The organism is Streptomonospora halophila (assembly GCF_039542725.1).
Taxonomy (GTDB): domain Bacteria; phylum Actinomycetota; class Actinomycetes; order Streptosporangiales; family Streptosporangiaceae; genus Streptomonospora; species Streptomonospora halophila.
In genome coordinates this window covers 76,783-102,568 of sequence record NZ_BAABIK010000001.1, presented here as the reverse complement: position 1 = coordinate 102,568, position 25,786 = coordinate 76,783, and the positions used below count along the sequence as shown (strand labels likewise).

Annotated in this window: 20 protein-coding genes; 6 read left to right on the top strand and 14 right to left on the bottom strand. The window is 73.9% G+C overall.

The genetic code is table 11. The features are described from left to right. Positions 1 to 389 precede the first annotated feature (389 nt). Entirely contained in the window at positions 390 to 1,319 is a 930-nt protein-coding gene (locus tag ABEA15_RS00440; protein WP_344140254.1) for a glycoside hydrolase family 16 protein, read from the top strand. Positions 1,320 to 1,428: 109 nt separating this feature from the next. On the opposite strand, the gene fahA is transcribed toward ABEA15_RS00440, so the two are convergent. From fahA to ABEA15_RS00410, 6 genes are all read right to left on the bottom strand, one after another. After that, on the bottom strand, positions 1,429 to 2,658 hold the full coding sequence (gene fahA / locus ABEA15_RS00435; protein WP_345554951.1) for a fumarylacetoacetase: 1,230 nt from the start codon (positions 2,656 to 2,658) through the stop codon (positions 1,429 to 1,431). A 91-nt stretch (positions 2,659 to 2,749) separates the two neighbouring features. Further along, positions 2,750 to 3,727, bottom strand: a complete 978-nt coding sequence (locus tag ABEA15_RS00430) for a hypothetical protein (protein ID WP_425579340.1) — start codon at positions 3,725 to 3,727, stop codon at positions 2,750 to 2,752. After that, positions 3,724 to 4,926: a homogentisate 1,2-dioxygenase gene (locus ABEA15_RS00425; RefSeq protein WP_345554950.1), complete on the bottom strand. Its 1,203-nt coding sequence runs from the start codon at positions 4,924 to 4,926 to the stop codon at positions 3,724 to 3,726. Before ABEA15_RS00425 ends, ABEA15_RS00430 begins: the two co-directional genes overlap by 4 nt. Continuing rightward, the gene (locus tag ABEA15_RS00420) at positions 4,901 to 6,604 is read right to left on the bottom strand and encodes an FAD-dependent monooxygenase (RefSeq protein WP_345554949.1); all 1,704 of its coding nucleotides are present in this window, start codon (positions 6,602 to 6,604) and stop codon (positions 4,901 to 4,903) included. Before ABEA15_RS00420 ends, ABEA15_RS00425 begins: the two co-directional genes overlap by 26 nt. Before the next feature lie 35 nt (positions 6,605 to 6,639). After that, the gene (locus tag ABEA15_RS00415; protein ID WP_345554948.1) at positions 6,640 to 7,602 is read right to left on the bottom strand and encodes an MBL fold metallo-hydrolase; all 963 of its coding nucleotides are present in this window, start codon (positions 7,600 to 7,602) and stop codon (positions 6,640 to 6,642) included. A gap of 166 nt (positions 7,603 to 7,768) precedes the next feature. After that, on the bottom strand, positions 7,769 to 9,067 hold the full coding sequence (locus tag ABEA15_RS00410) for an MFS transporter (protein ID WP_344140265.1): 1,299 nt from the start codon (positions 9,065 to 9,067) through the stop codon (positions 7,769 to 7,771). 217 nt (positions 9,068 to 9,284) lie between these two features. Between ABEA15_RS00410 and ABEA15_RS00405 the strand changes: the two genes are divergently transcribed. Together ABEA15_RS00405 and ABEA15_RS00400 are read left to right on the top strand one after the other, a co-directional pair. Next, positions 9,285 to 10,238, top strand: coding sequence for a LysR family transcriptional regulator (locus ABEA15_RS00405; protein WP_345554946.1), 954 nt, complete (start codon positions 9,285 to 9,287; stop codon positions 10,236 to 10,238). Positions 10,239 to 10,398: 160 nt separating this feature from the next. Next, complete coding sequence (locus tag ABEA15_RS00400) at positions 10,399 to 12,123, top strand: DEAD/DEAH box helicase (protein ID WP_345554944.1); 1,725 nt, start codon at positions 10,399 to 10,401, stop codon at positions 12,121 to 12,123. A 328-nt stretch (positions 12,124 to 12,451) separates the two neighbouring features. Here ABEA15_RS00400 and ABEA15_RS00395 read toward each other — a convergent pair whose 3' ends face one another. Both ABEA15_RS00395 and ABEA15_RS00390 read right to left on the bottom strand, forming a co-directional pair. Continuing rightward, on the bottom strand, positions 12,452 to 13,732 hold the full coding sequence (locus ABEA15_RS00395; RefSeq protein WP_345554943.1) for a PP2C family protein-serine/threonine phosphatase: 1,281 nt from the start codon (positions 13,730 to 13,732) through the stop codon (positions 12,452 to 12,454). A gap of 669 nt (positions 13,733 to 14,401) precedes the next feature. After that, positions 14,402 to 14,869: a nuclear transport factor 2 family protein gene (locus tag ABEA15_RS00390; RefSeq protein ID WP_345554942.1), complete on the bottom strand. Its 468-nt coding sequence runs from the start codon at positions 14,867 to 14,869 to the stop codon at positions 14,402 to 14,404. 84 nt (positions 14,870 to 14,953) lie between these two features. Here ABEA15_RS00390 and ABEA15_RS00385 point away from each other — a divergent pair, with 84 nt between their 5' ends. Beyond that, positions 14,954 to 15,514 (top strand): TetR/AcrR family transcriptional regulator, encoded by a 561-nt coding sequence (locus tag ABEA15_RS00385; protein ID WP_345554941.1) that lies wholly within the window; start codon positions 14,954 to 14,956, stop codon positions 15,512 to 15,514. 650 nt (positions 15,515 to 16,164) lie between these two features. On the opposite strand, the gene ABEA15_RS00380 is transcribed toward ABEA15_RS00385, so the two are convergent. After that, positions 16,165 to 17,385: an MFS transporter gene (locus ABEA15_RS00380; protein ID WP_345554940.1), complete on the bottom strand. Its 1,221-nt coding sequence runs from the start codon at positions 17,383 to 17,385 to the stop codon at positions 16,165 to 16,167. A 412-nt stretch (positions 17,386 to 17,797) separates the two neighbouring features. On the opposite strand from ABEA15_RS00380, the gene ABEA15_RS00375 reads away from it, so the two are divergent. Next, entirely contained in the window at positions 17,798 to 18,229 is a 432-nt protein-coding gene (locus tag ABEA15_RS00375; protein ID WP_344140277.1) for a PPOX class F420-dependent oxidoreductase, read from the top strand. A 244-nt stretch (positions 18,230 to 18,473) separates the two neighbouring features. On the opposite strand, the gene ABEA15_RS00370 is transcribed toward ABEA15_RS00375, so the two are convergent. The 3 genes from ABEA15_RS00370 to ABEA15_RS00360 all read right to left on the bottom strand — a co-directional run bounded on the left by ABEA15_RS00370 (position 18,474) and on the right by ABEA15_RS00360 (position 20,808). Beyond that, positions 18,474 to 19,463 (bottom strand): LacI family DNA-binding transcriptional regulator, encoded by a 990-nt coding sequence (locus ABEA15_RS00370; protein WP_344140760.1) that lies wholly within the window; start codon positions 19,461 to 19,463, stop codon positions 18,474 to 18,476. A gap of 227 nt (positions 19,464 to 19,690) precedes the next feature. Further along, positions 19,691 to 19,999 carry a DUF397 domain-containing protein gene (locus ABEA15_RS00365; RefSeq protein WP_344140279.1) on the bottom strand — a complete coding sequence of 103 codons (309 nt, stop codon included), beginning with the start codon at positions 19,997 to 19,999 and terminating at the stop codon, positions 19,691 to 19,693. After that, complete coding sequence (locus tag ABEA15_RS00360; protein ID WP_345554939.1) at positions 19,996 to 20,808, bottom strand: helix-turn-helix domain-containing protein; 813 nt, start codon at positions 20,806 to 20,808, stop codon at positions 19,996 to 19,998. Before ABEA15_RS00360 ends, ABEA15_RS00365 begins: the two co-directional genes overlap by 4 nt. A gap of 310 nt (positions 20,809 to 21,118) precedes the next feature. On the opposite strand from ABEA15_RS00360, the gene ABEA15_RS00355 reads away from it, so the two are divergent. Next, the gene (locus ABEA15_RS00355) at positions 21,119 to 21,634 is read left to right on the top strand and encodes an ATP-binding protein (protein ID WP_345554938.1); all 516 of its coding nucleotides are present in this window, start codon (positions 21,119 to 21,121) and stop codon (positions 21,632 to 21,634) included. Between the two features lie 41 nt (positions 21,635 to 21,675). On the opposite strand, the gene ABEA15_RS00350 is transcribed toward ABEA15_RS00355, so the two are convergent. Then, positions 21,676 to 23,199: an extracellular solute-binding protein gene (locus ABEA15_RS00350; protein WP_345554937.1), complete on the bottom strand. Its 1,524-nt coding sequence runs from the start codon at positions 23,197 to 23,199 to the stop codon at positions 21,676 to 21,678. Next, positions 23,199 to 25,529: a hypothetical protein gene (locus ABEA15_RS00345; RefSeq protein WP_345554936.1), complete on the bottom strand. Its 2,331-nt coding sequence runs from the start codon at positions 25,527 to 25,529 to the stop codon at positions 23,199 to 23,201. Before ABEA15_RS00345 ends, ABEA15_RS00350 begins: the two co-directional genes overlap by 1 nt. Positions 25,530 to 25,786 lie beyond the last annotated feature (257 nt).

Below are 25,786 nucleotides of genomic sequence, written 5' to 3'. Positions count from 1 at the left end.
ACTCATCGCTCGGTGCCTAGGGAACACCGAACCGGTGGCGGGACGTGGTGTTCGGTCGGGGATTCGGGCTTGTCGGGGTGGTGCGGCGGACGGGAGCGGGGTGTGGGCGACTCCACGGCGGCGATCGCGGAATCTTAGGCCCTGCACCCCTTGCGGCACTTTACGCAGATTTAGTAAAGTTCATTGCCAACTACATAGGGTGACTTTTGTGTGCATTTCAGTGATGCGCACGTCAGGCCCGCTCCGCGGCCGTCCGCCTTCTGCGCGGGCGGCCGAGTCCCGGGGCGGGCCGTCCCACGCCCCCTGTCGACAAGGGCGCGCCCGGTCCGTGTCACCCCGCTGCGGCCATGCCGCGCGCGGGCCGGTAGGCGCCCGGATCGGTCTGAAGGATGAACACCGACACCGAAACCCCCCGGAAGAACCGGCGCCGCCGCGGTCCGCTGATCAGCGCGGCCGCGGTGGCCTGCGCCGCGGCGACCGCGGCCGCCGGGCTCATCGCCCTGAACACCTCCGACGGCGCCGGCTCCCCCGAGGCCGCCCCCGTCGCCGCAGACAACGCCGCCAAGTCCGCCGGCGCGCTGATCTGGAGAGACGAGTTCAACCGGCCGGCCGGCACCGCCCCCGACGGCGGCAAGTGGAACGTCGAGGTCAACGGCGACGGCGGCGGCAACGACGAGCTGCAGTACTACACCAACCGGCGCGACAACCTCGCCCACGACGGCAACGGCAACATGGTCATCACCGCCCGCAAGGGCAACCCGGGCGACTACCAGTGCCACTACGGGTACTGCCAGTACACCTCGGGCCGGATGAACACCGCCGGCAAGTTCGAGCACGCCTACGGCCGCTTCGAGGCCCGCATCCAGATCCCCATCGGCCAGGGCATCTGGCCGGCCTTCTGGATGCTGGGCAACGACCTCGGCCAGGTCGGCTGGCCCAACAGCGGCGAGATCGACATCATGGAGAACATCGGCAGCAAGCCCGCCGATGTGCACGGCTCGCTGCACGGCCCGGGCTACTCCGGCGGCAACCCCATCACGGGCTCCTACTACCACCCGCAGGGCTGGGCGTTCGCCGACACCTTCCACACGTTCGCGGTGGAGTGGAGCCCGGAGTCCATCACCTGGTTCGTCGACGGCAACGCCTACCAGACGTTCACCCCCGCCGACACCCGCGGCAACCCCTGGGTCTACGACCACCCGTTCTTCATGATCCTGAACGTGGCCGTGGGCGGGTCCTGGCCCGGCGACCCCGACGCCAGCACGCAGTTCCCCCAGCAGATGAAGATCGACTACGTGCGCGTCTACGACCTCGGCTGATCCGGGACGATCCCCGACGCCCTATCCCCGGGCCGGGGCGCCGCGCCACACAGGCGCGCGCCCCGGCCCGGGCCGCGTCCCTCGCGGGCCCGCCGCCTGCGCGTGCGTCTCAGCCCTGCGCGGGCAGCACGCGCCCGGCGACCTCGCCGAACCCGATCACCGCTCCGCCCGGGCCCGGCGCACTCGCCACGATGGTGACGGTGTCGCCGTCCTCCAAGAACCCGCGGGTGCCGCCGCCGGGCAGCTCCAGCGGCTCGGCGCCGTTGGCGGAGAGCTCGATGAGCGAGCCCTGCTCGCCGGCTCCGGGGCCGCTCACCGTTCCCGAGGCGTAGATGTCGCCGGTGCGCAGCGAGGCGCCGTTGACGGTGAGATGCGCGAGCTGCTGGGCGGGCGTCCAGTACATGGCCGAGAACGGGGGGCGCGAGACGGTGTGGCCGTTGAGCCGCACCTCCAGCCGCAGGTCCAGTCCCCACGGCTCGCCCGCGGCGTCGCGCAGGTACTCCTGCGGCTCGGGGTCGCGCTCCGGCGGCCGCACGCGGGCGTTCTCCAGGGCCTCAAGCGGAACCACCCACGGCGACACCGACGTGGCGAAGGACTTGCCCAGAAACGGCCCCAGCGGCACGTTCTCCCAGGCCTGCAGGTCGCGGGCGGACCAGTCGTTGACCAGGAACACCCCGAACACGTGCTCGGCGAAGTCGGACACCGGCACCCGGCCGCCCCGCGGAGCGGGCGCGCCCACGACGAACCCGACCTCGGCCTCGATGTCCAGCCGCGCCGACGGTCCGAACTCCGGCTCCTCGGCGGACGGCGGCTTGCGCTGTCCCATGGGCCGTACGATCTCGGTCCCCGAGACCACCACGGTGCCCGAACGTCCGTGGTAGCCGATGGGCAGGTGCTTCCAGTTGGGGGTGAGCGGCGGCTGGCCGGGCCGCAGGATTCGGCCCAGGTTGGCCGCGTGGTGCTCCGAGGAGTAGAAGTCGACGTAGTCGCCCACCTCGAACGGCAGGTGCAGCCGCACACCCGCCCGTTCGACCAGGTGCGGACGGAGCGCCTCCTCGTAGGCGGGGTCGCTCAGCCACGCCGTCAGCGTCGCGCGCACCGCGCGCCAGGTCTCGGGCCCCCGGGCCATCAGGGGGTTGAGCACCGGGGCGTCGGCGGCCTCGGCGAAGGGCGCGTCGAGCGCGTGGGCGGCCGCGGCCAGGTCGAGCACCCACTCGCCGACGGCCACGCCGACGCGCGGGGGCCGCCGGTCGGGGGTGCTGAAGACGCCGTAGGGCAGGTTGGCCGGGCCGAAGGGGTCGTCGGCCGCGACGCCGAGCCAGGTCTGGGGAACGCGCACGGAAGTGGTCCTCTCGGGTCGAAGGTGCGGTCGGCGGCGGACCCGGCCTCACCCGCTGCGGTGCAGGTGGCGGCGCGGGCGGAGGCGGGGGTCACTCCAGTACCGCGGGCGAGAGCAGGCCGAGGGCCACCAGGTCGCCCAGCGGCTCCAGCACGCTGCAGGTGCCGAACGAGGAGAACAGGGCGCGGACGGCGGCGGCCTCCTCCGCGCCGAGCCCGGCCGCCGCTGCCGCTGCGCGCGCACCGTCGCGCAGCGCCAGCACCTCGGCGGCATCGGCGCGGTCGCCGCCGCGCAGCGCTGTGTGCACCGCCAGCAGCACGTTCAGGAACCCGTGGTGCTCGAACCCCGTGCGGGGGTCGGTGTACCGGACGGCGTGGTGCAGCCCGGCGGTGCACTTGAGCGCCCGGCCGCGCTCCGCGGCGGCGCACAGCGCACCGGCCAGCTCGTCCTCGCCGGGGAAGGCGTCGGCCCGCGTGCCGCCCGTGCGCAGCTTGGCGCGGTGCGCGGTGCCGGCGAGCGCGTCGAGGCACCGGCCGGGGTCGGCGCCGCGCGGCAGCTCGACGAACCCGGCCGCGTTCCGGGGCAGGTGCCGGTCGAGCGCGGCGGCCGCCCGCGCCACCTCCGCGGCGGCCTCTCCGCCGTCGGCGCCGCCCCCGGCCGCACCGGCGGCGACCTCGACCGCGACCGGCTCGACCAGAGGCAGCGCCGCCGCCTCCTCCAGCGCCGGCCCCAGCCCGCCCGGCCCCTCGGGCACGGTGACGCACACGGCCAGCGGCGAGCCCGGATGCCCGCGCAGCACCCGGCCCAGCTCGGCCAAGCGCCCGGCCGCCACGACGAAAGGCCCGGTCAGCGGCGCCTGCGGGCCGACGCGGTAGCGCAGGTGCCCGGCCACGGCCTCGTCCATCGGGGCCTCGCCCGGCGGGAACAGCGCGGCGTCGTCCAGCAGCGCGGCATACAGCTGGGGCGTGCCGGCGGGCGCGGTCGCCGCACCCGCCGCGGCCGCCGCCGCACCCGCCCCGGCGGGCGCCCCGCCCGCCCGGCCGGCGCCCTGCGCGCGCTCCGGGCTCACCGCGGCCTCCGGCCGCCGGCCCATGTCCAGGCGTAGCCCGGGTCCTCGGCGTCCCGGCCGCCCTCGCCCAGATCCAGCGGGCGGAAGGTGTCGACCATGACGGCCAGCTCCTCGAACGCCTGCACGCCGACGCTGGCCTCGTAGGCCCCGGGCTGGGGGCCGTGGGAGTGCCCGCCCGGGTGCAGCGAGATCGAGCCGGGGCCGATGCCCGAGCCCTTGCGGGCCTCGTAGTCGCCGCCGCAGTAGAACATGACCTCGTCGGAGTCGACGTTGGAGTGGTAGTAGGGCACCGGGATCGACAGCGGGTGGTAGTCGACCTTGCGCGGGACGAAGTTGCACACCACGAAGTTGTGCCCCTCGAAGACCTGGTGCACGGGCGGCGGCTGGTGCACCCGCCCGGTGATGGGCTGGAAGTCGGCCACGTTGAACACGTACGGGTAGAGGCAGCCGTCCCAGCCCACGACGTCGAAGGGGTGGGCCGGGTATGTGTAGCGGGTGCCGGCGATACCGCCGGGGCCGCCGCCGCGGTGCTTGATCAGCACGTCGACGTCGGTGCCCTCGGCCAGCAGCGGCGCGGACGGCCCGCGCAGGTCGCGCTCGCAGTAGGGCGCGTGCTCCAGGAACTGGCCGAACCGCGACAGGTAGCGCTTGGGCGGGGTGATATGGCTGTTGGCCTCGATGGCATAGGCCCGCAGCGGCTCGCCGCCCTCGGGCACCCACCGGTGCGTGGTGGCGCGCGGCAGCAGGACGTAGTCGCCCTCGCCGGCCTCGACGGTGCCGAACACGGTCTCCACCGACGCGCGGCCCGACTCCACGTACACGCACTCGTCGCCGATGGCGTTGCGGTACAGCGGCGAGGCCTCGCCCGCGACGACGTAGGACAGGCGCACGTCGTCGTTGCCCAGCACCAGGCGCCGCCCGGTCACCGCGTCGGCGGACTTCCACTCCTCGCCGAAGAGCCCGTGCAGCTTGAGGTGGCGCGGCACGAGCGGTGCGTTGGGCGTTCGCGCCTGGTCGGGCACCTCCCACGGGCGGGCGTCGACGATCGCCGAGGGGATGTTGCGGTGGTACAGCAGCGAGGAGTCCGAGGAGAACCCCTCCTCGCCCATCAGCTCCTCGTAGTACAGCCCGCCCTCGGGCGTGCGGTGCTGGGTGTGCCGTGTGGGCGGAACCTCACCCACTCGCCGGTAGTACGCCACCGTCCTGCTCCTCTCCTGGTTGCGGAGCCCGCGCGGCGGCGGGTGCGCCCCCGCCCAGGCAGGTGTGGACGGCCGCGGTGACGGCCGCCGTGTCGTCCTCGTCGCAGACCGCGGCGATGTGGGCGTCGGGGCGCAGCAGCCACACCTCGCCGGGGCGGGCGTCCAGCGCCGCGGCCAGCGCGCCCGTGGGGTCGGCGTCGGCGAGGACCAGGGCGCTGACGGGAGCGGGGGTGGCCCGCCGCGCGGCGGCGCGGGCCGCCTGCGCGCCGCGCGCACTGGTGGCGAGCACGGTGACGCCCTCGCGCGCCAGCGTGCGCAGCCGGGTGGTTTCGGGCCGCTCCGCGAGGCTGAGGGGGACGTCGGGCACGAGCACGCCGGGGCAGGGCACCGGGGGCTCGCCGCGCGGCGGGCGCCCCGGGAAGGGGCGGCCCGCGCACGGGGTGGTCAGCGCCGAGTCGGTGTAGTAGAAGGCTTCGAACAGCCGCCCGGAGTCGACCCGCGAGGCCGCCCGCGGGTCGGAGGCCGCGCTCTCCAGCACGCTCGACCGGTGCGCGTGCTCCTCGGGGGTGCGGGGCACCAGGAAGCGCATGGTGGCGCCGGTGATCTCGGCGTTGTCGCGGGCGGCGGCCAGCCGCTCGGCGGCGTAGGTGTCGACCAGCCGGGGATCGGCCCAGCCCTTGAGGGCGAACGCGAGCTTCCAGGCCGCGTTCTCGGCGTCGTGCACGCCGGAGTTGAGGCCGCGCGCGCCGAACGGGGCGACCAGGTGCGCGCAGTCGCCGGCGAGCAGCACCCGTCCGGCGCCCATCGGGTCGGCGACCCGGGTGTGGAACCGGTAGAGCGAGTGCCACACGATCTCGTAGGGGCGGTCGCCGATGATCTGGCGGATACGCCGGTCCAGTCCGCCTTCGGCCTCCTCGCGCTCCAGGTCGAAGTCGGGCGGCACCTGCCAGTCGATGCGGAAGACCGAGTCGGGGCAGGGGTGGATGAGGATCTGGCGGCCCGGGTTCCATCGCGGGTCGAAGTAGAACCGCCGCTCGCGCTCCCAGCCGGGCAGGTCGGCGCGGATGTCGCAGATGAGGAACCGGTCGTCGAAGCTGGCGCCGCCGAAGTCGGCGCCGACCGCCTCGCGCGCCACGCGCCCGTGCGGTCCCAGGCACGCCACCGCGTAGGAGCCGCGCAGCTCGACGTCGCCGGTGGGGGTCGCGCACCGCACCCGCACGCCGGAGGCGTCCTGGTCGATGGCGGTGACCTCGTGGCTCCAGCGCACCCGCAGCCCGGCGGCGGCGATGCGCTCGTCCAGGATGCGTTCGGTGCGCGACTGCGAGAGGTTGACGAACGGCGGCAGGGGCGAGGCGCCGCGGTCGCGCAGCCGGACGCTGAACAGCTCGCGGTCGCGGTAGAAGGTGCGGGCGGTGTCCCAGGTGAGCCCCTCCTCGGCGACCGCGCCGGCGCCCAGGGTGTCCCAGACGTCGAGCACGTCGCGCTGCTGCACGATGGCCTTGGACCCGGCGGCGGCGCGTTCGGGGCGGGCGTCGACGATGGTCACCGGCACGCCCCAGCGCGCCAGAAGCAGCGCAGCGGTCTGGCCGACCGGCCCCGCGCCCAGCACGAGCACGGGTTCGGGCGCCGCGCCGGTGTCGGCGGGCGGCGCGGGGGGCGGTACGGGTGCCTCGGGCATGTCGCCTCCGTTCGCTCGCTGTCTCCGACGGGTGCTCAGCCCTGGAGCCGGTCCCAGACCTCGCGGTCGCGTTCGGCGGTCCAGACGACGGGGCGCTCGATCCCCGACAGCTCGTCCCACAGCCGCGCAACGTCGAAGGGCAGGCAGTGCTCGAAGATGGGCCAGTGGCCGTAGCCGTCGACCAGGGCCGCGTGCGCGGCGGCGAAGGCGTCCTTGAGGGAGCCGCCGCGCGCGTGCACCGCGCCCACCTCGGCGATCATGGTGCGGAGGAAGTCGCGGGTCTGGGCGACGGCCGCGTCGACCGCCTCGCGCCCGCGGGTGACGGGTCCGCGCCCGCCGACGAGCGCCTCGGCGCGCAGAGCGGCGACGCCGTCGAGGGTCCCTCCGGCCCAGTCATGGTGGAACGCGTCGCCGGTGTAGAGCGCGGCCTCGGCCTCGACGAGGTCGCCGGCGAAGAGGATGCGCTGCCGGGGCAGCCAGGCGACGATGTCGCCCTCCGTGTGGCCGCGGCCCAGGTAGCGCAGCTCCAGCCGTCCGCGGTCGCCGCCCAGCTCGATGGAGGCGCGGTCGGAGAAGGTCAGGGTCGGCCAGGTCAGGCCGGGCACCGAGTCGGGGTCCTTGGCCAGGCGCGGCATGCGGCCGAACTCGCTGGCCCAGTCCGCCTCGCCGCGCTCGGCGATGAGCTCGCGGGTCTTCTCGTGGGCGACGATCACGTCGGCGCCGAAGGCGCTGGCGCCCAGCACACGCACCGCGTGGTAGTGCGAGAGCACCAGGTAGCGCACCGGCTTGTCGGTGTGCTCGCGCAGCCGCGCCAGCCACTCGCGTGCGGCGGTGGGCGTCGCGAGGGCCTCGAAGCAGACCAGGAAGTCCTCGCCCTCGATCGCGCCGATGTTGGGGTCGCCCTGGGCGGTCAGCGCGTAGACGCCGTCGGCGAGGACCTCCAGGGTCTGCTCCTTCTCGCCGAGGTCGGCCGAGGACGCGAACGGTTTGGCTGCCATGGGATGTCTCCTCCTGCTGCTGCGGTGCCGGTGCGGGCGGTGGGCCGTGCGCGGCGGTCGGTGTGTGCGGGGCGGACGGGGCCGGTCTCGGTTTCGGTTCTGCGCGGGCCGTCGGATTCGCGTGCGGGTACCGGGTTCGATTGGAGCCGATCGGGGCGCCTCCGGCTCAGCGGCGCGCCGGGCGCGTCAGCGCCGCCAGACAGGCCAGGCTCAGCAGGCACACCGCGAACAGGTAGCCCGTGACCGGCCAGGACGAGTGCCACGCCGCGTACAGCGCGGTGGCGGCGGTGGGCGCAAGGCCGCCGCCCAGGATCGAGCCGATCTGGTAGCCCAGCGACGCGCCGCTGTAACGCACCCGGGCGCTGAACAGTTCGGAGAACAGGGCGGCCAGCGGCCCGTAGGTGGCGCCGAGGAAGAACGCGGTGCCGACCATCGCGACGAGGATGAGCCCGGTGCTCGCGGTGTCGATGAGCGCGAAGAACACGAGTACCCAGGCGGCCAGGCCCACCGATCCCGCGAGCAGCACCCGGCGCCGGCCGTACCTGTCGCTCATGGCCGACGCCCAGGGGATGGCAGCCAGCCAGACCAGCGCGCCCGCCAGAGTCAGGCCCAGCATCAGGCTGCGGTCCAGGCCCAGCACGGTGGTGGTGTAGGACAGCGCGTAGGCCATGAAGATGTAGCCGACCGTGTTGTTGCCGATGAACGCGCCCGCTGCCAGCAGCACCTCTTTGGGGTTGTGCCGCAGCACCGACGCGACGGGCATGCGCTCGCGCTCGCCGCTGCGGCTGACCTCGACGAAGTCGGGGCTTTCGGTGATGCGGAAGCGGATGAACAGGCCTACGGCGACAAGCACGGCGCTGAGCAGGAACGGCACGCGCCAACCCCACGCGAGGAAGGCGTCGTCGCTGACGACCGCCGACGTCGACAGGAACACGAGGTTGGCCAGGATCAGCCCGCCGGGCACGCCCATCTGCGGGAAGCTGCCGTAGAAGCCGCGCCGCTTGGGCGGGGCGTGCTCGACCGCCATCAGCACGGCGCCGCCCCACTCGCCGCCCACGCCCAGGCCCTGGACGAAGCGCAGCGCCACCAGCAGCACGGGCGCCCACACGCCGATGGTCTGGTAGGTCGGCAGGAGCCCGACGGCGAACGTGGCCGCGCCCATCATGATCAAGGAGGTGACCAGCATGGACTTGCGGCCGAGCCGGTCGCCGAAGTGGCCCATGACGACTCCGCCCAGCGGGCGGGCCAGGAAGCCGACGGAGAACGTGGCGAAGGCGGCCAGGGTTCCGGCCACCGAGGAGAACTCGGGGAAGAACAGCGGCCCGAACACGATCGCGGCGGCGCTGCCGTAGATGAAGTAGTCGTACCACTCCACCGCGGTACCGATGAAGCTGGCGGCGGCCACCTTGAAGGGGCGGACGGGGGCCGTGCTCGCGGCCGCGGGCGCGGACGGGGCGGGGGGCATGGGCGGCACCTCGCAGAGCTCGTCGGTCCACCCGGTGCGGGCGAGCCGGCGTAGCGGGTCGACGGTCGGTCTTGCCGGTTGCCGCGGTGCCCGATCGTCGCCTCCGGCCGCACTCGGGCCAGCCGGTGTGCTTCGGGTCACCGCACTCCCTCTAGGGTGATCCCGATCACTGCATTGGTAAAGCATCGGAAACTTGGGAGTGGCATCAGTGGAACTTATGAGTGGTGCTCCGCGGTTCTCCCTGCGCCAGCTCGCCTACTTCGTGACGATCGCCGAAGCCGGGACGATCAGCGAGGCGGCCCAGCGCCTGCACATCTCCCAGCCGGCGGTGTCGCTGGCGCTCAACGACCTGGAGCGCGCGCTCAAGGTGCAGCTGTGCGTGCGGCGCAAGGCCCACGGCGTCACGCTCACCCCCACCGGCACCCAGGTGCTGCACCGCGCACGCCGACTGCTGCGCCAGGCCGAGGACCTGGAGGGCGAGGCGGGCGCGGGCGAGGGTGCGCTGGCCGGGGTGCTGTCGCTGGGCTGCTACGTCACGCTGGCGCCCACGGTGCTGCCGCCGCTGCTCCAGGGGTTCTCCGCCCTGCACCCCGGTCTGACCGTGGACTTCGCCGAGGCCACCCAGGACGTGCTCCAGCGGCGGCTGCTCAGCGGCGAACTGGACCTGGCGGTCATCTACGACATGGACGTGCTGCCGGAGATGGCGCGCGCCGAGCTGTTCACCATGCGTCCGCACATCCTGCTTCCGGCCGATCACCCGCTGGCCGACCGGGAGTCCGTGTCGCTGCACGAACTGGCCGAGGAGCCCATGGTGCTGCTCGACGCCGCGCCCAGCTCGCACCACGCGCTGGGGCTGTGCCACGCCTTCGGCCTGGTGCCGCGCGTGCGCTACCGCCCCACCAGCTACGAGGTCGCCCGCGCGCTGGTGGGGCGCGGTATGGGCTTCAGCATCCTGGTACAGCGCCCCTCCAACGACCGCACCTACGAGGGGTTCCGGGTGGTCATCAAGGAGATCGCCGAGCCCGTGCGCGCCGAGGCGGTCCTGCTGGCCTGGCCGCGCGCGGTGACGCTGAACCGCCGCGCCGAGGAGTTCCTGCGCTACTGCCGCCGGGCCGCGCTGCCCGCCGGCGCCCGGCCGGAGCCGCTCGGGGCGCAGGAGTCCCAGGCGTAGCGGGCCGCCGACGCGGGAAGCGGCACGATGAGGGCGATCGCACGGCCGCTATGCGCCCGCCCGGGGTCCGCGAAGCGCCCGGGAAGTGGGAACATTCCCTGGCGGCGTCTGCCGCCGACACCGACCAGTACACGCCGTAGCCCGCACGAGGAGTCCGACCATGTCCACCACTGACGCCGACGCCGTTCCCGGCTTCGCCGACCTCCCGCTGCGGGAGGAGCTCCTCGGCGCGCTCGTGCGGCTCGGCTACGAGGAGCCCACCCCCATCCAGCGCGAGGCCATCCCGCACCTGGTCGAGGGGCGCGACCTGCTCGGCCAGGCCGCCACCGGCACCGGCAAGACCGCCGCCTTCGCGCTGCCGATCCTGCAGCGCATGGCCGAGCGGCCGGAGGGGCGCGAGGGCGCGGCCCCCATGGCGCTGGTGCTCGTGCCCACCCGGGAGCTGGCCGTGCAGGTCTGCGAGGCGGTGCACCGCTACGGCCGCGACATGGGCGTGCGCGTGCTGCCCGTCTACGGCGGGCAGCCCATCGGCCGCCAGATCCGCGGGCTGGAGCGCGGGGTCGACGTCGTGGTGGCCACCCCCGGTCGGGCGCTGGACCACCTGGGGCGGGGCACGCTCGACCTGGGCGAGTTGGTCATGACGGTGCTCGACGAGGCCGACGAGATGTTCGACATGGGCTTCGCCGAGGACATCGAGGCGATCATGGAGGAGATCCCCAAGGACTGCCAGACCGTGCTGTTCTCGGCGACCATGCCGCCGCGCATCGAGCAGATGGCCAGCGGGAACCTCACCGACCCGGTGCGCATCCAGATCGCCCGCGAGACCCGCGAGGTCGGCGAGGCGCCGCTGGTGCGCCAGAGCGCCTACGTGGTGCCGCGGGCGCACAAGCCCGCCGCCATCGGTCGGCTGCTGGACGTGGAGTCGCCCACCGCGGCGATCGTCTTCTGCCGCACCCGCGAGGAGGTCGACCAGCTCACCGAGGTGCTCAACGGGCGCGGGCACCGCTCGGAGGCGCTGCACGGCGGAATGAGCCAGGAGCAGCGGGACCGCACCCTGGGGCGGCTGCGCGCCGGCACCACCGACCTGGTCGTGGCCACCGACGTGGCCGCGCGCGGGCTGGACATCGAGCACCTGTCGCACGTGGTCAACTACAACGTGCCCTCGGCGCCCGACTCCTACGTGCACCGCATCGGCCGCGTGGGCCGGGCGGGCCGCGAAGGCGTGGCCATCACTCTGGTGGAGCCGCGCGAGCACCGCATGCTCAAGAGCATCCGACGGGCCACCGACTACACGATCACGGTGGAGAAGATCCCCACCGTCGCCGACATCCGGGCCCGCCGCCTGGAGCTGACCAGCGGGGCGCTGCGCGAGTCGCTGCTCGACGACGACGCCGAGGACGACCGCGAGCACTTCCGCGTGGTGGTCGAGACGCTGGCCGACGAGTTCGACGTGATGGAGGTGGCTCTGGCGGCGGTCAAGCTCGCCCACGAGTCCACCGGCGGCGCGGTGGACAACGAGGAGGAGATCCCCGAGGTCAGCATCAAGCCGGAGCAGAAGGACAAGGGCCGGGGCGCCCGCCGCGAAGGCGGACGGCGCGGCGAGCGCGAGGGCCAGCGGGGCGCCCGCGGGCCCGCCGGCGGGATGACGCGCCTGTTCATCGGGGCCGGCCGCGGCGCGAAGGTGCGCCCGCAGGACCTCGTGGGTGCGATCACCGGCGAGTCCGAGCTGCGCGGCCGCGACATCGGCCACATCGAGATCGCCGAGCGGTTCTCGCTGGTCGAGGTGCCCTCCGACGCCGCCGACGACGTCATCTCGGCCCTGAAGAACACCACCATCAAGGGCCGAAAGACGATCGTGCGCCGCGACAAGGACGCCAAGCAGTAGGCCGGCGACCAGACCGCCGGTAGCGCGGACCACCGGGCGAGCGGGGGAAGCGGTCGCACGGCGGGGCACCCGCCGGCGGTTCCGTCCCCCGCCGGCAGGCCCGACCGCGCGCCGGTCCGCGTTGGTGCGGCCGGACGATCGACACGAGCGTGGCAGGCGGGTACGACATTCCGTGAGCACGCGCCGCGACTCGCGGAACCCGCCGGGAGCCGTCCGCCAACCCCCCGGCCCACCGCCGCAAAGGCCGCGGCAACGGGGCACGACCGCGCGCAGCGCCGGAGCGCACGCCGCCGCTGTGCCGACGCCGCTCCGCCGCACGGGCGGGCTCTCACGGTACTCGCACGGCCAGGAGGACGACGTCGTCCTCCGCGGGTTCGGGCGTGTGCTCCAGGAGGCCGTCGCACAGCGCGCCGGGCGGCTCGCCGGCGGCCTGGGCGGCCTGCTGGCGCAGGCGGACCATGCCGCGGTCGACGTCCTCGCCGCGGCGCTCCACCAGGCCGTCGGTGTAGATGAGCAGCGTGGAACCGCGGGGCAGCTCCGTGACGATGTCGCGGCGCTCCGGGTCGGCGCCCGTGCCCAGCAGCACGTCACCGTCCTCGTCCAGGAACCGCGTCGTGCCGTCCCCGGCGATCAGCAGCGGCGGGTAGTGGCCGGCGTTGGTCCAGCGGAAGACCAGCGGGCCGCCGTCCGCGCCTTCGAGGCGGCCGTAGACGGCGGTGGCCGTGTGCTCCGAGTAATACTGCAGCAGGCCGTCAAGGCGGCGCATGATCGCGCTGGGCGGCTCGCGGTGCTCCCAGGCCAGGGTGCGCAGCATGCTCTGCAGCCGCGACATCTGCACCGCGGCGGTGAGGTCGTGGCCGCTGACGTCGCCCACGGTCAGAGTGGGCGCGCCGTCGGTCAGCACGAACGCGTCGTACCAGTCGCCGCCCACCTCCGCGCCCTCCTGCGCGGGGGCGTAGCGCGCGGCTAACTGGAGTCGGCCCAGGGAGGGCAGTTCGGGCAGCAGCGCCCGCTGCAGCCGCTGCGCCGCGTCGCGCTGGGCCGCGTACAGCCGCGCGTTGTCCAGGGCCAGCGCGGCGTGGTGGGCGATGTCCCCGACCAAATGGAGATCGTCGTCGGTGAACGGGCGGTCGGGGGCGGAGCGTACGAGGCTGAGGGCGCCGAGCACGCGTCGGCGGGCCTGCAAGGGGACGAGGACCTCGGTGTGCAGGCCCAGGGCGTCGGTGAGTTCGCGGTGGGCGCGGGCGAGGTCGCTGGTCGGCGCGGAGCCCTGGTCGGCCAGCAGCGGCCCGTCGCCCGCCAGCACCCGCTCGACCGGATTCTCCGAGAGCGGGTCCGGGCTGGGCATCGGCCCCTCGGCGCCGGACGGCGGCTCGACGTCGGGATCGCGGTGGACCACGGCCACCCGGCTCACACCGTCGGCGACGAGGTAGGCCGCGCACCAGTCGGCCAGCGCGGGCACCGCCAGCCGGGCGAGGCGCCCCAGCACGTCGCCGGCGTCCAGGCTGCTCACCAGCGCCGCACTGACGTCGGCCATCAGCCGCAGATCGGCCAGTGTCCGCTCCAGCCCCTCCTGCGCCTCCCCGGGATCAAGCGCACCGTCGGCCATGTCGCCACCTCCTCACCCCGGCGACTAACCGTCCGAACCCGCCGGGAACCGCGCGCAAGCCCGCGGAGACCAGCGGGCGTCTTCCCTGCCGCGGGCATGCCTGCGGGCCAACGCAGCGGCTCGCGCGACGGCGAATGGCGCTTCAGCGCCGCGTGGCGGATCCGGTGGTGGGCGCCGAGCTGCCGCAGCACCTCCCACCTGCGGGCATCGACGCGGAACTCGGCCGGCCGCAGCGGGACGCGGCCGCCCGCGGCGAGCCACAGGCGGAGCGGCGTGGAGGGCGTGCACGAGGACCGCGCCCGGTGCAGACCGGCGTAGGCGAGGTCGAACGCGGCGCCGAACACCAGTCCGAGCCACGCACCGGCGAACAGGCCCCCGGCCGCGCCACTGGACGGCGGCCAGGAGGGCCGCGGCGGCCCCGCGGTCACGTCCCCGGCGGCCTCGGTCCCGACCGGAGCGGCAGAGCCCCGCAGCTCCCACCACGCCGGCGTCGTGCGGCGGGTCCGCCGCATCCGGGACGCGAGGAACCCCAGCCGCCGGAGCGGCCGGCCGCCGCGGAGGGGCGAGCAGGTGAGCGACCGCCGACCGCGCTTCCGCGATCGGCGGCCGGTCGGCACGAGCCGAAGCGCCCCGCCCTGAAGGCGGAGGCTGCATGCGGGCCGGGTGCCCTCACTGAAGGCGCAGTTCGAGGTCGAGGTCGTGCTCGTATTTGGGCCGGGGCCCGAAGATCCTCCGGTCGGCCTCGTCGATCGCGACGTCGTTGATGCTCGCCTCCCGGCGCCGCATCAGGCCGTTGTCGTCGAACTCCCACATCTCGTTTCCGTAGCTGCGCCACCACTGCCCCGCGGCGTCGTGGCACTCGTACTGGAAACGGACCGCGATGCGGTTGCCGTCGAAGCTCCACAGGCTCTTGCGCAGGGCGTAGTCCAGCTCCCGCTCCCACTTGGCGGTCAGGAACGTCGCGATCTCCGCGCGCCCGGTGAGGAAGCGGTCGCGGTTGCGCCAGACCGAGTCCGGTGTGTAGGCCAGGGCCACGCGCTCGGGGTCGCGGGTGTTCCACGCATCCTCTGCGGCCTGGACCTTCTGCAGCGCGGCCTCTGCGTCGAACGGCGGGTACGGCGGGCGGGACTCGGGCACGGCGGCCTCCCACAATAGAGAACGAGCATTCTCGACAGGTGGCTACGCTAGAGAACGGTTGTTCTCGACGTCAAGGAGTGTGTAATGCCGGCCCCGATCAGCGCGGACCAACGCCGTCGCGACCGCGAGGTCCTGCTGGACGCCGCGGAGTCGCTCTTCTACGAGCGGGGCGTCCGGGCGGTCGGGATGGACGAGATCCGTTCGTCCGCCGGGCTGCCGCTGAAGCGGATCTACTCCCTGTTCGCCACGAAGGAGGACCTGGTGGTCGCGATGCTCCGGCGGCGCGACCGGCGGTGGCGGCAGAGCATGGCCGAGCACGTGGAGCGGTTCGACGACCCGCGCGCCCGGGTTCTGGCGGTCTTCGACTGGCTCGGCCTGTGGTTCGAGCAGCCGGGCTTCCGCGGCTGCGCCTGGGTCAACGCGCACGGCGAGCTCGGCCCTTCCTCCCCGGCGGTCCTCGACGAGGTCCGCTCGCACAAGCGGGCCTTCCACGACCAGATCGCGGCCTTGGTCGAAGCCGCCGGGAGCACGGCCGTCGAGCCGGTGTACCTCCTCGCCGAAGGGGCCATCGTCACCGCCGGCGTCACCGGCGACGCCGCGTCCGCCCGTGAAGCACGGGCCGCGGCCGGGGCCCTCCTCGGCTGAGCCTTCGGCCGCCGCCCCCGCCCGGCAGGACCGGGGACGGCCGCAGAGCCGACAGCCTCTGGCGATCACCCCCGCCGCATTCGGTCGGCACGCGCATCGGTAGCCCGTTGCCGTATCGGGGATTGGGGAACCTGCAAGGCGACACCTTTCCGCGTGCCCGGCACCGGCCAGGAACCCCTGAGCCGCTCACCCCGAGTTGAGGGCGGTGGCCCCCGAAAGGCGACACCGGCGAGACGCCCGCGCCCCCTGACCACCGGCTCCGCACCCCGCCGACGCCCCTTGCGCTCACCGGATTCGTGAGTCGCAGCCCGGTGATCACGTGGCATGACGCCTTGGAACCGGCCTTCGCAGACGGAGCCGGGACCGGGACCCTCCGGGCGGCGGGGCCGGAGGCGTGTCGATGATCGACGGAGCCCGCGGAGTCGGTCAGACGGCGCCGGACCTTCACGGGGCGCTTCGGGTTCGCTCCCACCACCCGGACGGCAACCTGTACGTGAACACGCGCGGCCCCGGCCCGGCCTCCGACTCAGCGCGCTTCCGGCCCCCGGAGCGCTTCTTCAGGCGCGCGACGTGCCGCCGGAGCGGATCATCCCCCCGACCGCCGCCCCCGGCCCCGGCGCGGGCGCGGCTGGGGGCGGTCGGCGGGCGGGTCAGTGGGTGGGGCCGGTCCCGGCGGAGACCAGCTCCGCTTCCCGCGCGGGCGCCTGCGGAGCGGACGCGTGCGGCGGGCGGGGGCGGTCGAGGTAACCGGCGGCGAGGGCCAGCCCCAGTCCGACGAAGGCCATCGCGGCGCCGGCCAGGGCGGGCGCGGCGTAACCGAGGCCCGCGCCGATGACCCCGGCGCCGATCCACGCGCCGAGGGCGTTGGCCATGTTGAACGCCGCCTGGTTGGAGGCCGACGTGAGGCTGGGCGCCCGCTCGGCCTTGGTCATCAGGAACACCTGGATGACGGTGCAGGCCGCGAAGGTGGCCACGCCGAGCGCCACGACCCCGACCGCCGCGGTCCAGGGGTTGTGCGCGGCGAAGGAGAACAGCAGCAGCACCAGCGCCAGCAGGGCCAGCGAGGCGTACACCGACGGGCGCAGGGCGCGGTCGGCCATGCGGCCGCCGAGGAGCGAGCCCAGCGTCATGCCGACCCCGAAGAGGGCCAGAATGCCGGTCACGCCGGCTTCGGAGTAGCCGGCCAGCTCCTTCATCGTCGGCGCGATGTAGGTATAGACCGCGAAGACACCGGAGCAGCCGAGCACGATCGTCAGCAGGCCGAGGACGACCTGTCGGCCGGCGAGCTCGGACAGCTCGTGGCGCAGGCGCACGCCCGCCGGCTTGGGCAGCTTGGGCACGAAGAGCGCGATGCCCGCCACGGCGACGGCCCCGATGGCGGCGACGACGCCGAACGTCGCGCGCCAGCCCAGCTCCTGGCCGAGCCAGGTGCCCACGGGCACACCGACGATGTTGGCGACGGTCAGGCCGAGGAACACGCGGGCGACGTTGCGCGCCCGCCGCCCGGGCTCGGCGAGCTGCGCCGCCACGACGGCCGCGGCGCCGAAGTAGGCGCCGTGCGGCAGCCCGGTCAGCACGCGGAACCCGAGGACGGATTCGAACTGGGGCGCCACGGCCGTGAGCAGGTTGCCGACCGCGAAGAGGCCCATGAACAGCAGGAGGGCGGTCCGGCGCGGCAGGCGTGTGCTGAGGACGGTGAGCAGGGGCGCGCCGACGACGACACCGATGGCGTAGCCGGCGATGAGGTTGCCGGCCGCGGCGACCGATACGCCCAGATCCGCGGAGACCTCGGGCAGCAGCCCCATGATGACGAACTCGGTCGTACCGATGCCGAAGGCTCCGATGGCCATGGCGAGCAGGGCGAGACGCATGGGTGGGCCAGGCCTTTCGCTTGCGATGGGATTCGCGCGGTTCCGGAGCCCGCCGCCGGCTGCGCGGCGTGCGGGCGTGCTGGAGCGGGGTCGTCGGGTGCACGCGGGAAGGGCGGCCCCGGGGCAAGGCGGAGGTCCGTTCGCCGCTGCGGCTCTGCGCCCGGCGGAGCCTCCCGAAGTGCGCACTTCTAGACAACCACGACGACCTAGCACGTGCCAACACCTGCGGCCCTGAGATTGCCGCCGGCGGCGATGAGGTCGGTCACGGGGGCGTGAGACGCGCTTCCCATCGGCGCGCCGGAACGCCGCGGCCCCCACGCGGCCGCGCAGGATGATCACGCAGGACGAAAGCGCCGGGCGCGCGCCGTCGGCCTGCAGGGAATAGGCCGGATCCGGAAGCGCTTGCCCGAATATGACGCAAACGACGTTCGACCCGCACGACCTGCTGGCCGAAAGCCGGCTCGGAGTCCTCGCGACGATCAAGGCGGACGGCCTTCCGCAGCTCTCGCCCGTCACGCCCTTCTACGACCGGAACGCCGGCGCCGTCCTCGTGTCGCTGACCGAGGGCCGCGCCAAGACGGCCAACCTGCGCCGCGACCCGCGCGCCGCGCTGGAGGTCACCGCGCCGGACGGCTGGGCGTGGGCCACCGCCGAGGGGCCAGTACAGCTCACCGGCCCGGGGACCGACCCCGCCGGACCTGAAGTCGACGCTCTGGTGGACTACTACCGCCGGGCGGCCGGGGAGCACCCGGACTGGGACGAGTACCGGTCGGTCATGGTCGCCGACCGCAGGGTTCTGATGTCGATGGCGGTCCAGCGGGTGTACGGCCAGCGGGTCCGCTGACGGGCTCCGCTGCGGGAGCGGCGGAGCCGGTCGGCTCACCCGGAGGCGGAGCCGGTCCGCCGGGAGCCGGCGCACCGAGTCGGCTCCCGGCGGAAGGCCGCACTCCTTGCGGGGCGCGCCCCGCCGCGTCTCCGGCCGGGTGTCTGCGCGGTCCGCGGCTCCGCGGACGGGACCGGGCAGACGGGACCGGACGGCGCGGCCCCGCCTGCCGGGCGCGGGCTCAAGGGGCCCGATCCAGGCGGCGCTACTCCGCCGTCCGCGCCGGGCCCGTGGTTCCGCGGACGGTGAGGGTCGGGGTGATCACGAACTCCTTGGCACTCGTACGCCCTTCGTCGAGGCGTTCGGTCACCGCCTGCACAGCGAGCTCGGCGAGCTGGGCGGAGTCCTGGCGCACCGACGTCAGGTCGAGAAACGACAGATGGGCCAGCCGGCTGTCGTCGTAGCCGATCACCGACACATCCTCCGGCACCCGCACACCGGCGCGCACGAAGACATCCAGCAGACCGCGGGCGCAGCGGTCGTTGGCGGTGACCACCGCGGTGGGAAGCGTGTCGCGGGCGAGCAGCTCGCGTGCGGCGCGGGCACCGGACTCCTCGGTGAACGCGCCGGGCAGCTCGCGCGCGCGGTCGGCGAGCCCGTGCCGGCGCATGGCGTCGCGGTAGCCGCTGCGGCGCTCCTCGGCCTCGCGCGCGGCGCCGCCGTCGACGTGCACGATGTCGCGGTGGCCCAGGTCGGCGAGGTAGCCGATGGCCCTGCTCATGCCCGGCGCCTCGGAGGTGCGCACGAGGTCGGCCCCCGGCACCGAGGCGCTGCGGCTCATCTCGACCACGGGCACCTGCTCGGCCACCCGGGCCAGCTCGGGCGAGGGGCCGGAGGACAGGCCGGTGAGGATGAGGGCCTCGCTGCGCAGGCCGAGCAGCTCCTCGATCGCCTGCCGCTCGTCGCGGCACGGCACGTCGGCGCTGAGCGCGATGCCGTAGCCGACGTCTTGGGCGCAGGCGTAGAGGCCCTCGACCAGCTCGACGTTGTGCGGCTGGTCCATGTCGAACAGGACGCCGATCTGGCGGCTGCGGGTGCGACGCAGCAGCTGCGCCGCGGTGTGCGGGCGATAGCCCAGCTCCTCGGCGGCCTCGCGCACGCGGCGGCGGGTCTCGTCGCTGGGCCCGACCGCGTCGCGCATGACCAGCGACACCAGCTGCCGGGACACGCCGACGCGAGCCGCGACGTCGCCCATGGTCGGCCGCCGCTTGGGCTCCGCGGCCCCGCCTGTGCTCTTCGAGTCCGGCACCCTGCCTCTACTTTCCGACCGGCTGCGGGCGGTGGGGCCCCGCACCGTGGCGAGGATAACCGCCGTGGGGGTCGGTGGATTTAACCTTAGCACGTTAAAATTCGCCGCCCGGCGGACCGGCCGGAGGGTCCGGCCGGGCGCGAGGGGCGTTGAGCGGGGGGATCGGAGGGCGGTCAGAGTCGGCGGTCCTTGAGGTCCTTGAGGAACGCGGACCACTCGGCGGCGGGGAAGGCGAGGTGGCCGTGGTCGCGGTGCTGGGTGTCGCGGACCTTCACCTCTGGGGTTCCCGGACGCACTTCCACACACTCGTTGGTCGCTCCACTGCGGCTCGACTTGCGCCAAGGAACGGCCATCTCCACGCATTCGCCGCCGGTGTCGTTGCTGTAGCTGGACTTGCGCCAGGCCGTGGCCATCTCGACGCAGTTGCCGCCCTTGGAGTTGCTGTAGCTGGACTTGCGCCACGTCCCGTCGATCGCTCTCACAGAAACTCTCCTCGGATCTTCCCTATAAGCTCGCGCGATGCCTTCGGGGGAAGGGCCGCGCCTCTGAGTTCACCGAAGACTCGCGAGTACTCCTGAACTCCATCGGTTTCGTCCACCGGTGTGCCCGATATGCGAGTCTCCAGGTACAAGATCTCGGACTGACCGGGAAGCGTCATCAACGTGAAGGCGCCATCCAACCCCGGGTGCTGCTCCGTGGCAAACGGGACTACCTGCACAACGACGTGCGGCTGGTCAGACAGTCCCAGCAAGTGGTCCAACTGGCAGGTCATCGTGGCACTCCCTCCGAAGGGACGGCGGAGCACCATTTCATCCAGCACGACCAGGAGGAGTGGAGGACGATCTGACGCAAGGATCGCCTGCCTGCCAATCCGAGCCTTCACCTGTTCGTCGATCTCCGAAGTACTGCTCGTCGGATATCCGAGCCGGATGATCGCGCGAGCGTACTCTTCCGACTGCAGCAGTCCAGGAACCAGCAGAGGGTGGTACTCCCTTATTTCAGACGCTCTGCGCTGAAGCTGCTCGATGTCCCGAAACCACTCAGGGAACGCGTTACTTCCAGTCACACGCTCCCATAGCTGGCGGACCTGGCCACCTGTGTTGAGAACCTGTTCGATCTGATCCAGATATTCCGATTTGGTGCCTCTGGTTCCGCGTTCCATCGCACTCAGCATCGAGGGCGAAACATTCAGCGCCTTTGCGAGCTGATCTTGCGATACCCCGGCCTGCTCCCTCATCCAGCGAAGCTGCCTTCCGAAGCGGAGCCAGAGCGGATCAATTTTCTGAACCATAGTGAACAGTTCAGCACACTGGCTGAACTCTCGTCCACGCGTTTCGACAGATCTCTCCTAGAGAGTAGATCGCCTGGAAGCGCCGTCGAAGTGCTGCAAGTGTTCTACTGCACACCCCAATCGGCAGTGCGTGCGTAAAACGGCCCTGCCCGGTGCTGCACACACCGGACAGGGCCTCAGCCCACGACCTGAGCAAACCAGGTGAGGACTTCATGCCCAAGATTATCCGCCGACGGCGGTCCGCCCGAATTCGCCCCTATGTGCTGCGCCTGGCCGCGCTTCGCACGCCGAACGCGGAGGTGCGCTGACCATGGACGTCTACAGCGCCTCCTTCCCCGGCAGGCCCGAGAACGTCGCCGACGCCCGGAACTGGCTCGACGACCTGCTGCACCGCCGCACCGCCGGCGACCGCCCCGTCCCCGGTAACACGCGCGCCACCGCCGTCCTCCTGCTCTCCGAGCTGGCGACCAACGCCCTGCGCCACACCCGCAGCGGCGACGGCGGCGGCTACAACGTGCGGCTGTCGCTGGCCGTCGGCGCCCTGCGCGTGGAGGTCGAGGACGACGGACCGCTCGGCGCCCGCGTACCCCGGCAGCGCACGGCCTCGCCCGACGAGGAGTCCGGGCGCGGCCTCGCGCTCGTCGCCGCCTTCGCCGACGCCTGGGGGCCGCGCTGCCTGGGGCGCGGCGCCTACTTCCGGCTGATGTGGCCGGACCGCGCTGCGCCGCCGCTCCCCCGCCGAAGGCGACGCCCCGGCCGGACCTACGAGGCCGGCAACCCGTTCGCCCCGCCCCGGCGGGCCGACGGCGGCGACGCCCGCATGTGACCGGAGGCGCCGGCGCGGCGCCGCAACGCCGCACCGCTCCGTCACCGCCCGTCCAGCGCCGCATCGAGGCGGCCGTCCAGGGACTCCAGATCGCTGTCGGCGAGCTCGCCCTCCGATTCGCGCAGCAGCCGGTTCAGCTCGCTGTAGAGGACGCTGCTGTAGCGGGCGTAGTACGGGGTGGTGGGGCGGCTGTGGGCGTTGCCGACCTCGTCGAGCAGCAATTGCGAGTACTCGGCGCCGCGGCGGCTCTCGACCGCGGGCCGGGCGGGGGCGTCCTCCGGAGCCAGGGCCTCGGGGCACGCGCCCTCGACTGGTCCGGTGTAGGCCTCGGCCAGCACCGGCGGGTAGCCGCCGCAGTAGAGGAGGCGGCGCTGCTGGTCGGGGGCGGTGAGGTACTCGATGAGGTCCCACGCGGCGCTCTTGTGCTCGGACTCGCTGCTGACCGCGAGGCTCTGCCCGCCGAGCACGCTCTCGCTCGGCAGCGGCGCCACACCGAACTCGATGGCGTCGGCGCCGCCTTCCCCGCCCGCCCTGTCGCCGGCCTCCGCCGGCTCCTGCCCGGTGCCGCCTTCGGCCGCCGGTTCGACGGCGGGGTCGCGCACCAGCTGGTCGTACCACCCCGGCCAGTTGCGCATGGCGACCACCTCGCCGTCGACGAAGTGCCGGAAGCTGTCGTACTCGGTCGCGCCGTCGGCGAGCACCCCCGGGTGCACCGTGCCGTCGGCCAGAGACGCGGCCATCAGGTCCGCCGCGGCCCGCCCCGACTCGGCGGCGAACCGCACCGGCGCCTCCGTGTCGCCGCCGCTGCCGCGCATGTCGTACTTGATCTCCAGAATGTTGACGGTCAGTCCTTCGTAGGGGCCGAACTGGCCGCTGTAGCCGTAGTCGACGCCCTCGGCCCGCGCGGTCTCACGCAGCAGCTCCAGGGTGTCGGCCCAGCCGCCGACCAGGTCGTCCTCCTCCAGCAGGTCGGCACGGTAGTACAGCAGGCCCGCGTCGGCGATGAACGGCCGGGCCCAGACGGCGTCTTCGTAGGTGACGGCCTCCACCGAGGGCTCCAGCACCCCCTGCGCCCCCGTCTCCTCGGGCACCGGCTCGACCCAGCCGTTGCGGGCGAACTCGGCGGTCCACTGGTTGTCGAGGTTGAGGACGTCGTAGGAGAAGCCCTCGGTCTGGGTCCAGCGCAGCAGCTCCGAACGGACCAGATCGGCGCCGCCGGAGATCTCGATCAGCTCGGCGCGGACCTCGCCCTCGCCGCGGTCGGCATTCCACTCGTCGACGAAGTGCCGGTAGAGGCCCCCGCCGGTGACGTCCTCACCGGTGACCAGGGTGATGGTGCCGGGCCCCCTGCCGGGATCCGGTCCCGCGGCGGCGAGCAGGGCCGCGACCAGGACCGCTGCGGCCAGGCACGCGCTGATCCCCGTCGCTACCGCGACCCGCTCCCGGCGCCGCTCCAGGGAGACCCAGTGCAGCGGGACGGCGGGGCGCCGACGGCCGGAGGCTCCGGGCGGCCCGCCCGGACGGTCCCCGGGCACGTCCTCGCCCTCTCGGGGGTCCTCGGCCATCAGCCCCTCCGCGCCTCGTCCAGCAGGCCCACGGCCGCCTCTCCCGGCTTGTCTGTGTCGGCCGGCACGCACGTGATGCGCTCGTGCTCGGTCAGCCCGGGGATGCCGCCCACATCGCAGGGGTCCGATCGGCCCCAGCGCCGGGTCTCGTCGCCCACGGCCAGCACGCGCACCCGCACGTCCGTCCCCTCCAGCCGCCGCTTCAGCGCCTTGGCGCCCAGCCCGCCCTCCTCGGGCTCGCCCACACCGTCGGTGACCACGACGAGCATCGGCGCCGGGGGCTCCCCGCCGCCGTCCCCGGTGCCCGCGTCCCCGCTCTCCGCGCCCTGCGACCACGCGGCCAGCCTCTCGGCGCCGTCGGCGACGACGTCGCGCAGCGGGGTGGACTCCTTGGTCGGCGCGAGCCCTTCCAGCGCCTCGGCGAACCGGTCGCCGCCGCCCCGCTCCAGCGGGACGGCCTCCGCGGCGCCGGTGGCCGAGGGCCCCGCGCCCGCGGGAAACGCCCACAGCCCGAGCGCGTCCTCGGTGCCCGCCGCGCCGGCCAGCTCGGCCGCCTCCTCGCGGGCGGTGGCGAACTTGCGGTGCGGGATGTCCATCGATGTGGAGGTGTCGACAGCGACCAGCACCGAGCCGCCCTGGGCCTCGGTGTACAGGGAGGCCACGGCCGCGGCCCGGTCGCTCCAGACCTGCGGTTCGCCGCGCTCGTTGGGGATCGTCTCGGGCGCGTCCTCCACCCGGGCGGCCACCCGGCCGTTGCCCTGGTCGTCGCGGTAGCCCTCGTAGACGCCCGTCGGCGTCGCACGGACCGCGTCGTTGCTGAAGGACGCCGAGAACGCGGTGGGCGGGGAGTCGCGCAGCGCGGAGAGGTACGCCGCGAACCGGTCCACCTCGCCGGCGACCTCCGCGGTCGCGGCGACCGGCCGGGCCGGGCCGCCGTCCCCGGTGACGCTCACTCCGGAGATGCGCACGAACGGGTGGTCCAGGACCGGAAGCTCGGGCGAGTAGAGCGCGGCGACCTTCCGGCTCGCACCGGGCTCGCCGGGGCAGGCAGTCCGCCAGCGGCCGGTCACGAACGTCTCGTAGACGGCGGCCTCGGTGGTCAGCGCGGCCGTGGGGACGCTGTCGCCGGCGTCGCGGGCCACCTGGCAGACGAGGTCGTGCTCGCTGTCGGCCGCCGCGCCCAGCTCCAGTTCCGCCTCGACCTCGGCGGCCTTGCGCTCGTCGGCCACGGCGCCGTTGCCGGTGATGGCGCCGCGGCCGTGGTAGAGGAACGCGGTGTGCAGCATGGAGGCGATGGAGTCGCGCGGGTCGGTGCGGATCACCCGGACCCCGCCGCGGCCGAACTCCTCGCGTAACCGGGCGTAGGGGTCGGCCATCTCGACCGCCGCGGAGTCGCCGCCGGTGAGCCGCTCGGCCATCTCGCCGGGCAGCGCGAGGACGAGCGGCGTGAGGCGGGTCCACTCCCCCACCTCGATCTCGGTGACCTGCGCAACCGGGGGTCCCGAGGTGTCTGCGCCCCGGCCGCCGTCGTCGTCCGGTGCCGCTCCCGCCGTGGCGCCCGTTCCGGGGCCGTCCGGGTAGGCGGCCGCCGGCTCCCCGCTCCGGCGATCGAGGGCACCGCGCACGAGCAGGGCCTCAGCGGTGGAGCCGGGTATCCACACGTGCGGCAGCGGGCCGAGTCCGGGGTCCCATGCGCCCAGCAGGGCGTCGCGCATCTTCTGGCCGTCGGCCACGGCGTAGACGGTCGTCCGCACGCTGCGGCAGCGCGCTCCGCCTTCGCCCGCGGCCCGGTCCTGGGCGAACGCGGCGGCGGCGGCCTCCACCGCGGGCTCTCCGTCGGGTGTGGTGGCGACGACGAGCTCGGCGGGCGGGTCGCAGGACTCGCCCGAGGGCCAGACCACGACGGCCGCCAGCACGGCGAGGGCCAGAGCCGGGGCGACGAGGTAGCGGCGGACACGCCGCAGGTGCCGAGACCGCGCATCGGCCTGCTCGGGGGACCGCCGCGGGGTCGGGGGGTCGGGGTCTCCCGCGGTGGCGGCCCTCTCCGCCGACGACGGGGTTTCCCGCGGCCCGGCGGATGCGCCGCTCAGCGCCCAGGCCCACAGCCCGGAGAGCATCCAGACGAGGAGCACCGCCGCGCTCGCGCCCACCAGGAGGGCCCCGTGTCCCTCCAGACCCGCGATCGGCTGGTCCGAGACCAGTTCCAGCAGCCCGCCGCCGAGGATGAGCAGGACGAAGGCCACGGTCTCGTGGATCGCCGTGGAGACCAGCCCGAGCAGGGACACCATGGCTTCCCGGGTCTGGCCGCCCTTTCGGCGATCGCCCCCCATGGGTCCGCCCTCCTGGTCCGCCGGCCGCGCTGTCCGCCGTCCGCGACCACCGCCCGATTGCGGACACCGCAGCGAAGCTGTGGGCCGAAATATACGGGGTCGCGTCCGGTCCGCCGGATAAGGAAGTGCTTTCTGGCCGGAAACGGCCGCGCCCATATCCACCGCGCGGCCGCGCCGGAGGAGGGGACCGGAATGCGCCGGGTGGGCGCGCGGTTCCGGTATCCGGTGTGCGGCGGGCGATCGGCGCTTTCCGCCTG

What these genes read in the sequence shown, in the direction of transcription:
- ABEA15_RS00375 (WP_344140277.1), top strand. Translation starts at nt 17,798, where the DNA reads ATGACGCAAACGACGTTCGACCCGCACGACCTGCTGGCCGAAAGCCGG.
- ABEA15_RS00410 (WP_344140265.1), bottom strand. Translation starts at nt 9,067, where the DNA reads ATGCCCCCCGCCCCGTCCGCGCCCGCGGCCGCGAGCACGGCCCCCGTC.
- ABEA15_RS00440 (WP_344140254.1), top strand. Translation starts at nt 390, where the DNA reads ATGAACACCGACACCGAAACCCCCCGGAAGAACCGGCGCCGCCGCGGT.
- ABEA15_RS00355 (WP_345554938.1), top strand. Translation starts at nt 21,119, where the DNA reads ATGGACGTCTACAGCGCCTCCTTCCCCGGCAGGCCCGAGAACGTCGCC.
- ABEA15_RS00395 (WP_345554943.1), bottom strand. Translation starts at nt 13,732, where the DNA reads ATGGCCGACGGTGCGCTTGATCCCGGGGAGGCGCAGGAGGGGCTGGAG.
- ABEA15_RS00415 (WP_345554948.1), bottom strand. Translation starts at nt 7,602, where the DNA reads ATGGCAGCCAAACCGTTCGCGTCCTCGGCCGACCTCGGCGAGAAGGAG.
- ABEA15_RS00345 (WP_345554936.1), bottom strand. Translation starts at nt 25,529, where the DNA reads ATGGGGGGCGATCGCCGAAAGGGCGGCCAGACCCGGGAAGCCATGGTG.
- ABEA15_RS00400 (WP_345554944.1), top strand. Translation starts at nt 10,399, where the DNA reads ATGTCCACCACTGACGCCGACGCCGTTCCCGGCTTCGCCGACCTCCCG.
- ABEA15_RS00370 (WP_344140760.1), bottom strand. Translation starts at nt 19,463, where the DNA reads ATGGGCGACGTCGCGGCTCGCGTCGGCGTGTCCCGGCAGCTGGTGTCG.
- ABEA15_RS00350 (WP_345554937.1), bottom strand. Translation starts at nt 23,199, where the DNA reads ATGGCCGAGGACCCCCGAGAGGGCGAGGACGTGCCCGGGGACCGTCCG.
- ABEA15_RS00385 (WP_345554941.1), top strand. Translation starts at nt 14,954, where the DNA reads ATGCCGGCCCCGATCAGCGCGGACCAACGCCGTCGCGACCGCGAGGTC.
- ABEA15_RS00380 (WP_345554940.1), bottom strand. Translation starts at nt 17,385, where the DNA reads ATGCGTCTCGCCCTGCTCGCCATGGCCATCGGAGCCTTCGGCATCGGT.
- ABEA15_RS00420 (WP_345554949.1), bottom strand. Translation starts at nt 6,604, where the DNA reads ATGCCCGAGGCACCCGTACCGCCCCCCGCGCCGCCCGCCGACACCGGC.
- ABEA15_RS00405 (WP_345554946.1), top strand. Translation starts at nt 9,285, where the DNA reads ATGAGTGGTGCTCCGCGGTTCTCCCTGCGCCAGCTCGCCTACTTCGTG.
- ABEA15_RS00360 (WP_345554939.1), bottom strand. Translation starts at nt 20,808, where the DNA reads ATGGTTCAGAAAATTGATCCGCTCTGGCTCCGCTTCGGAAGGCAGCTT.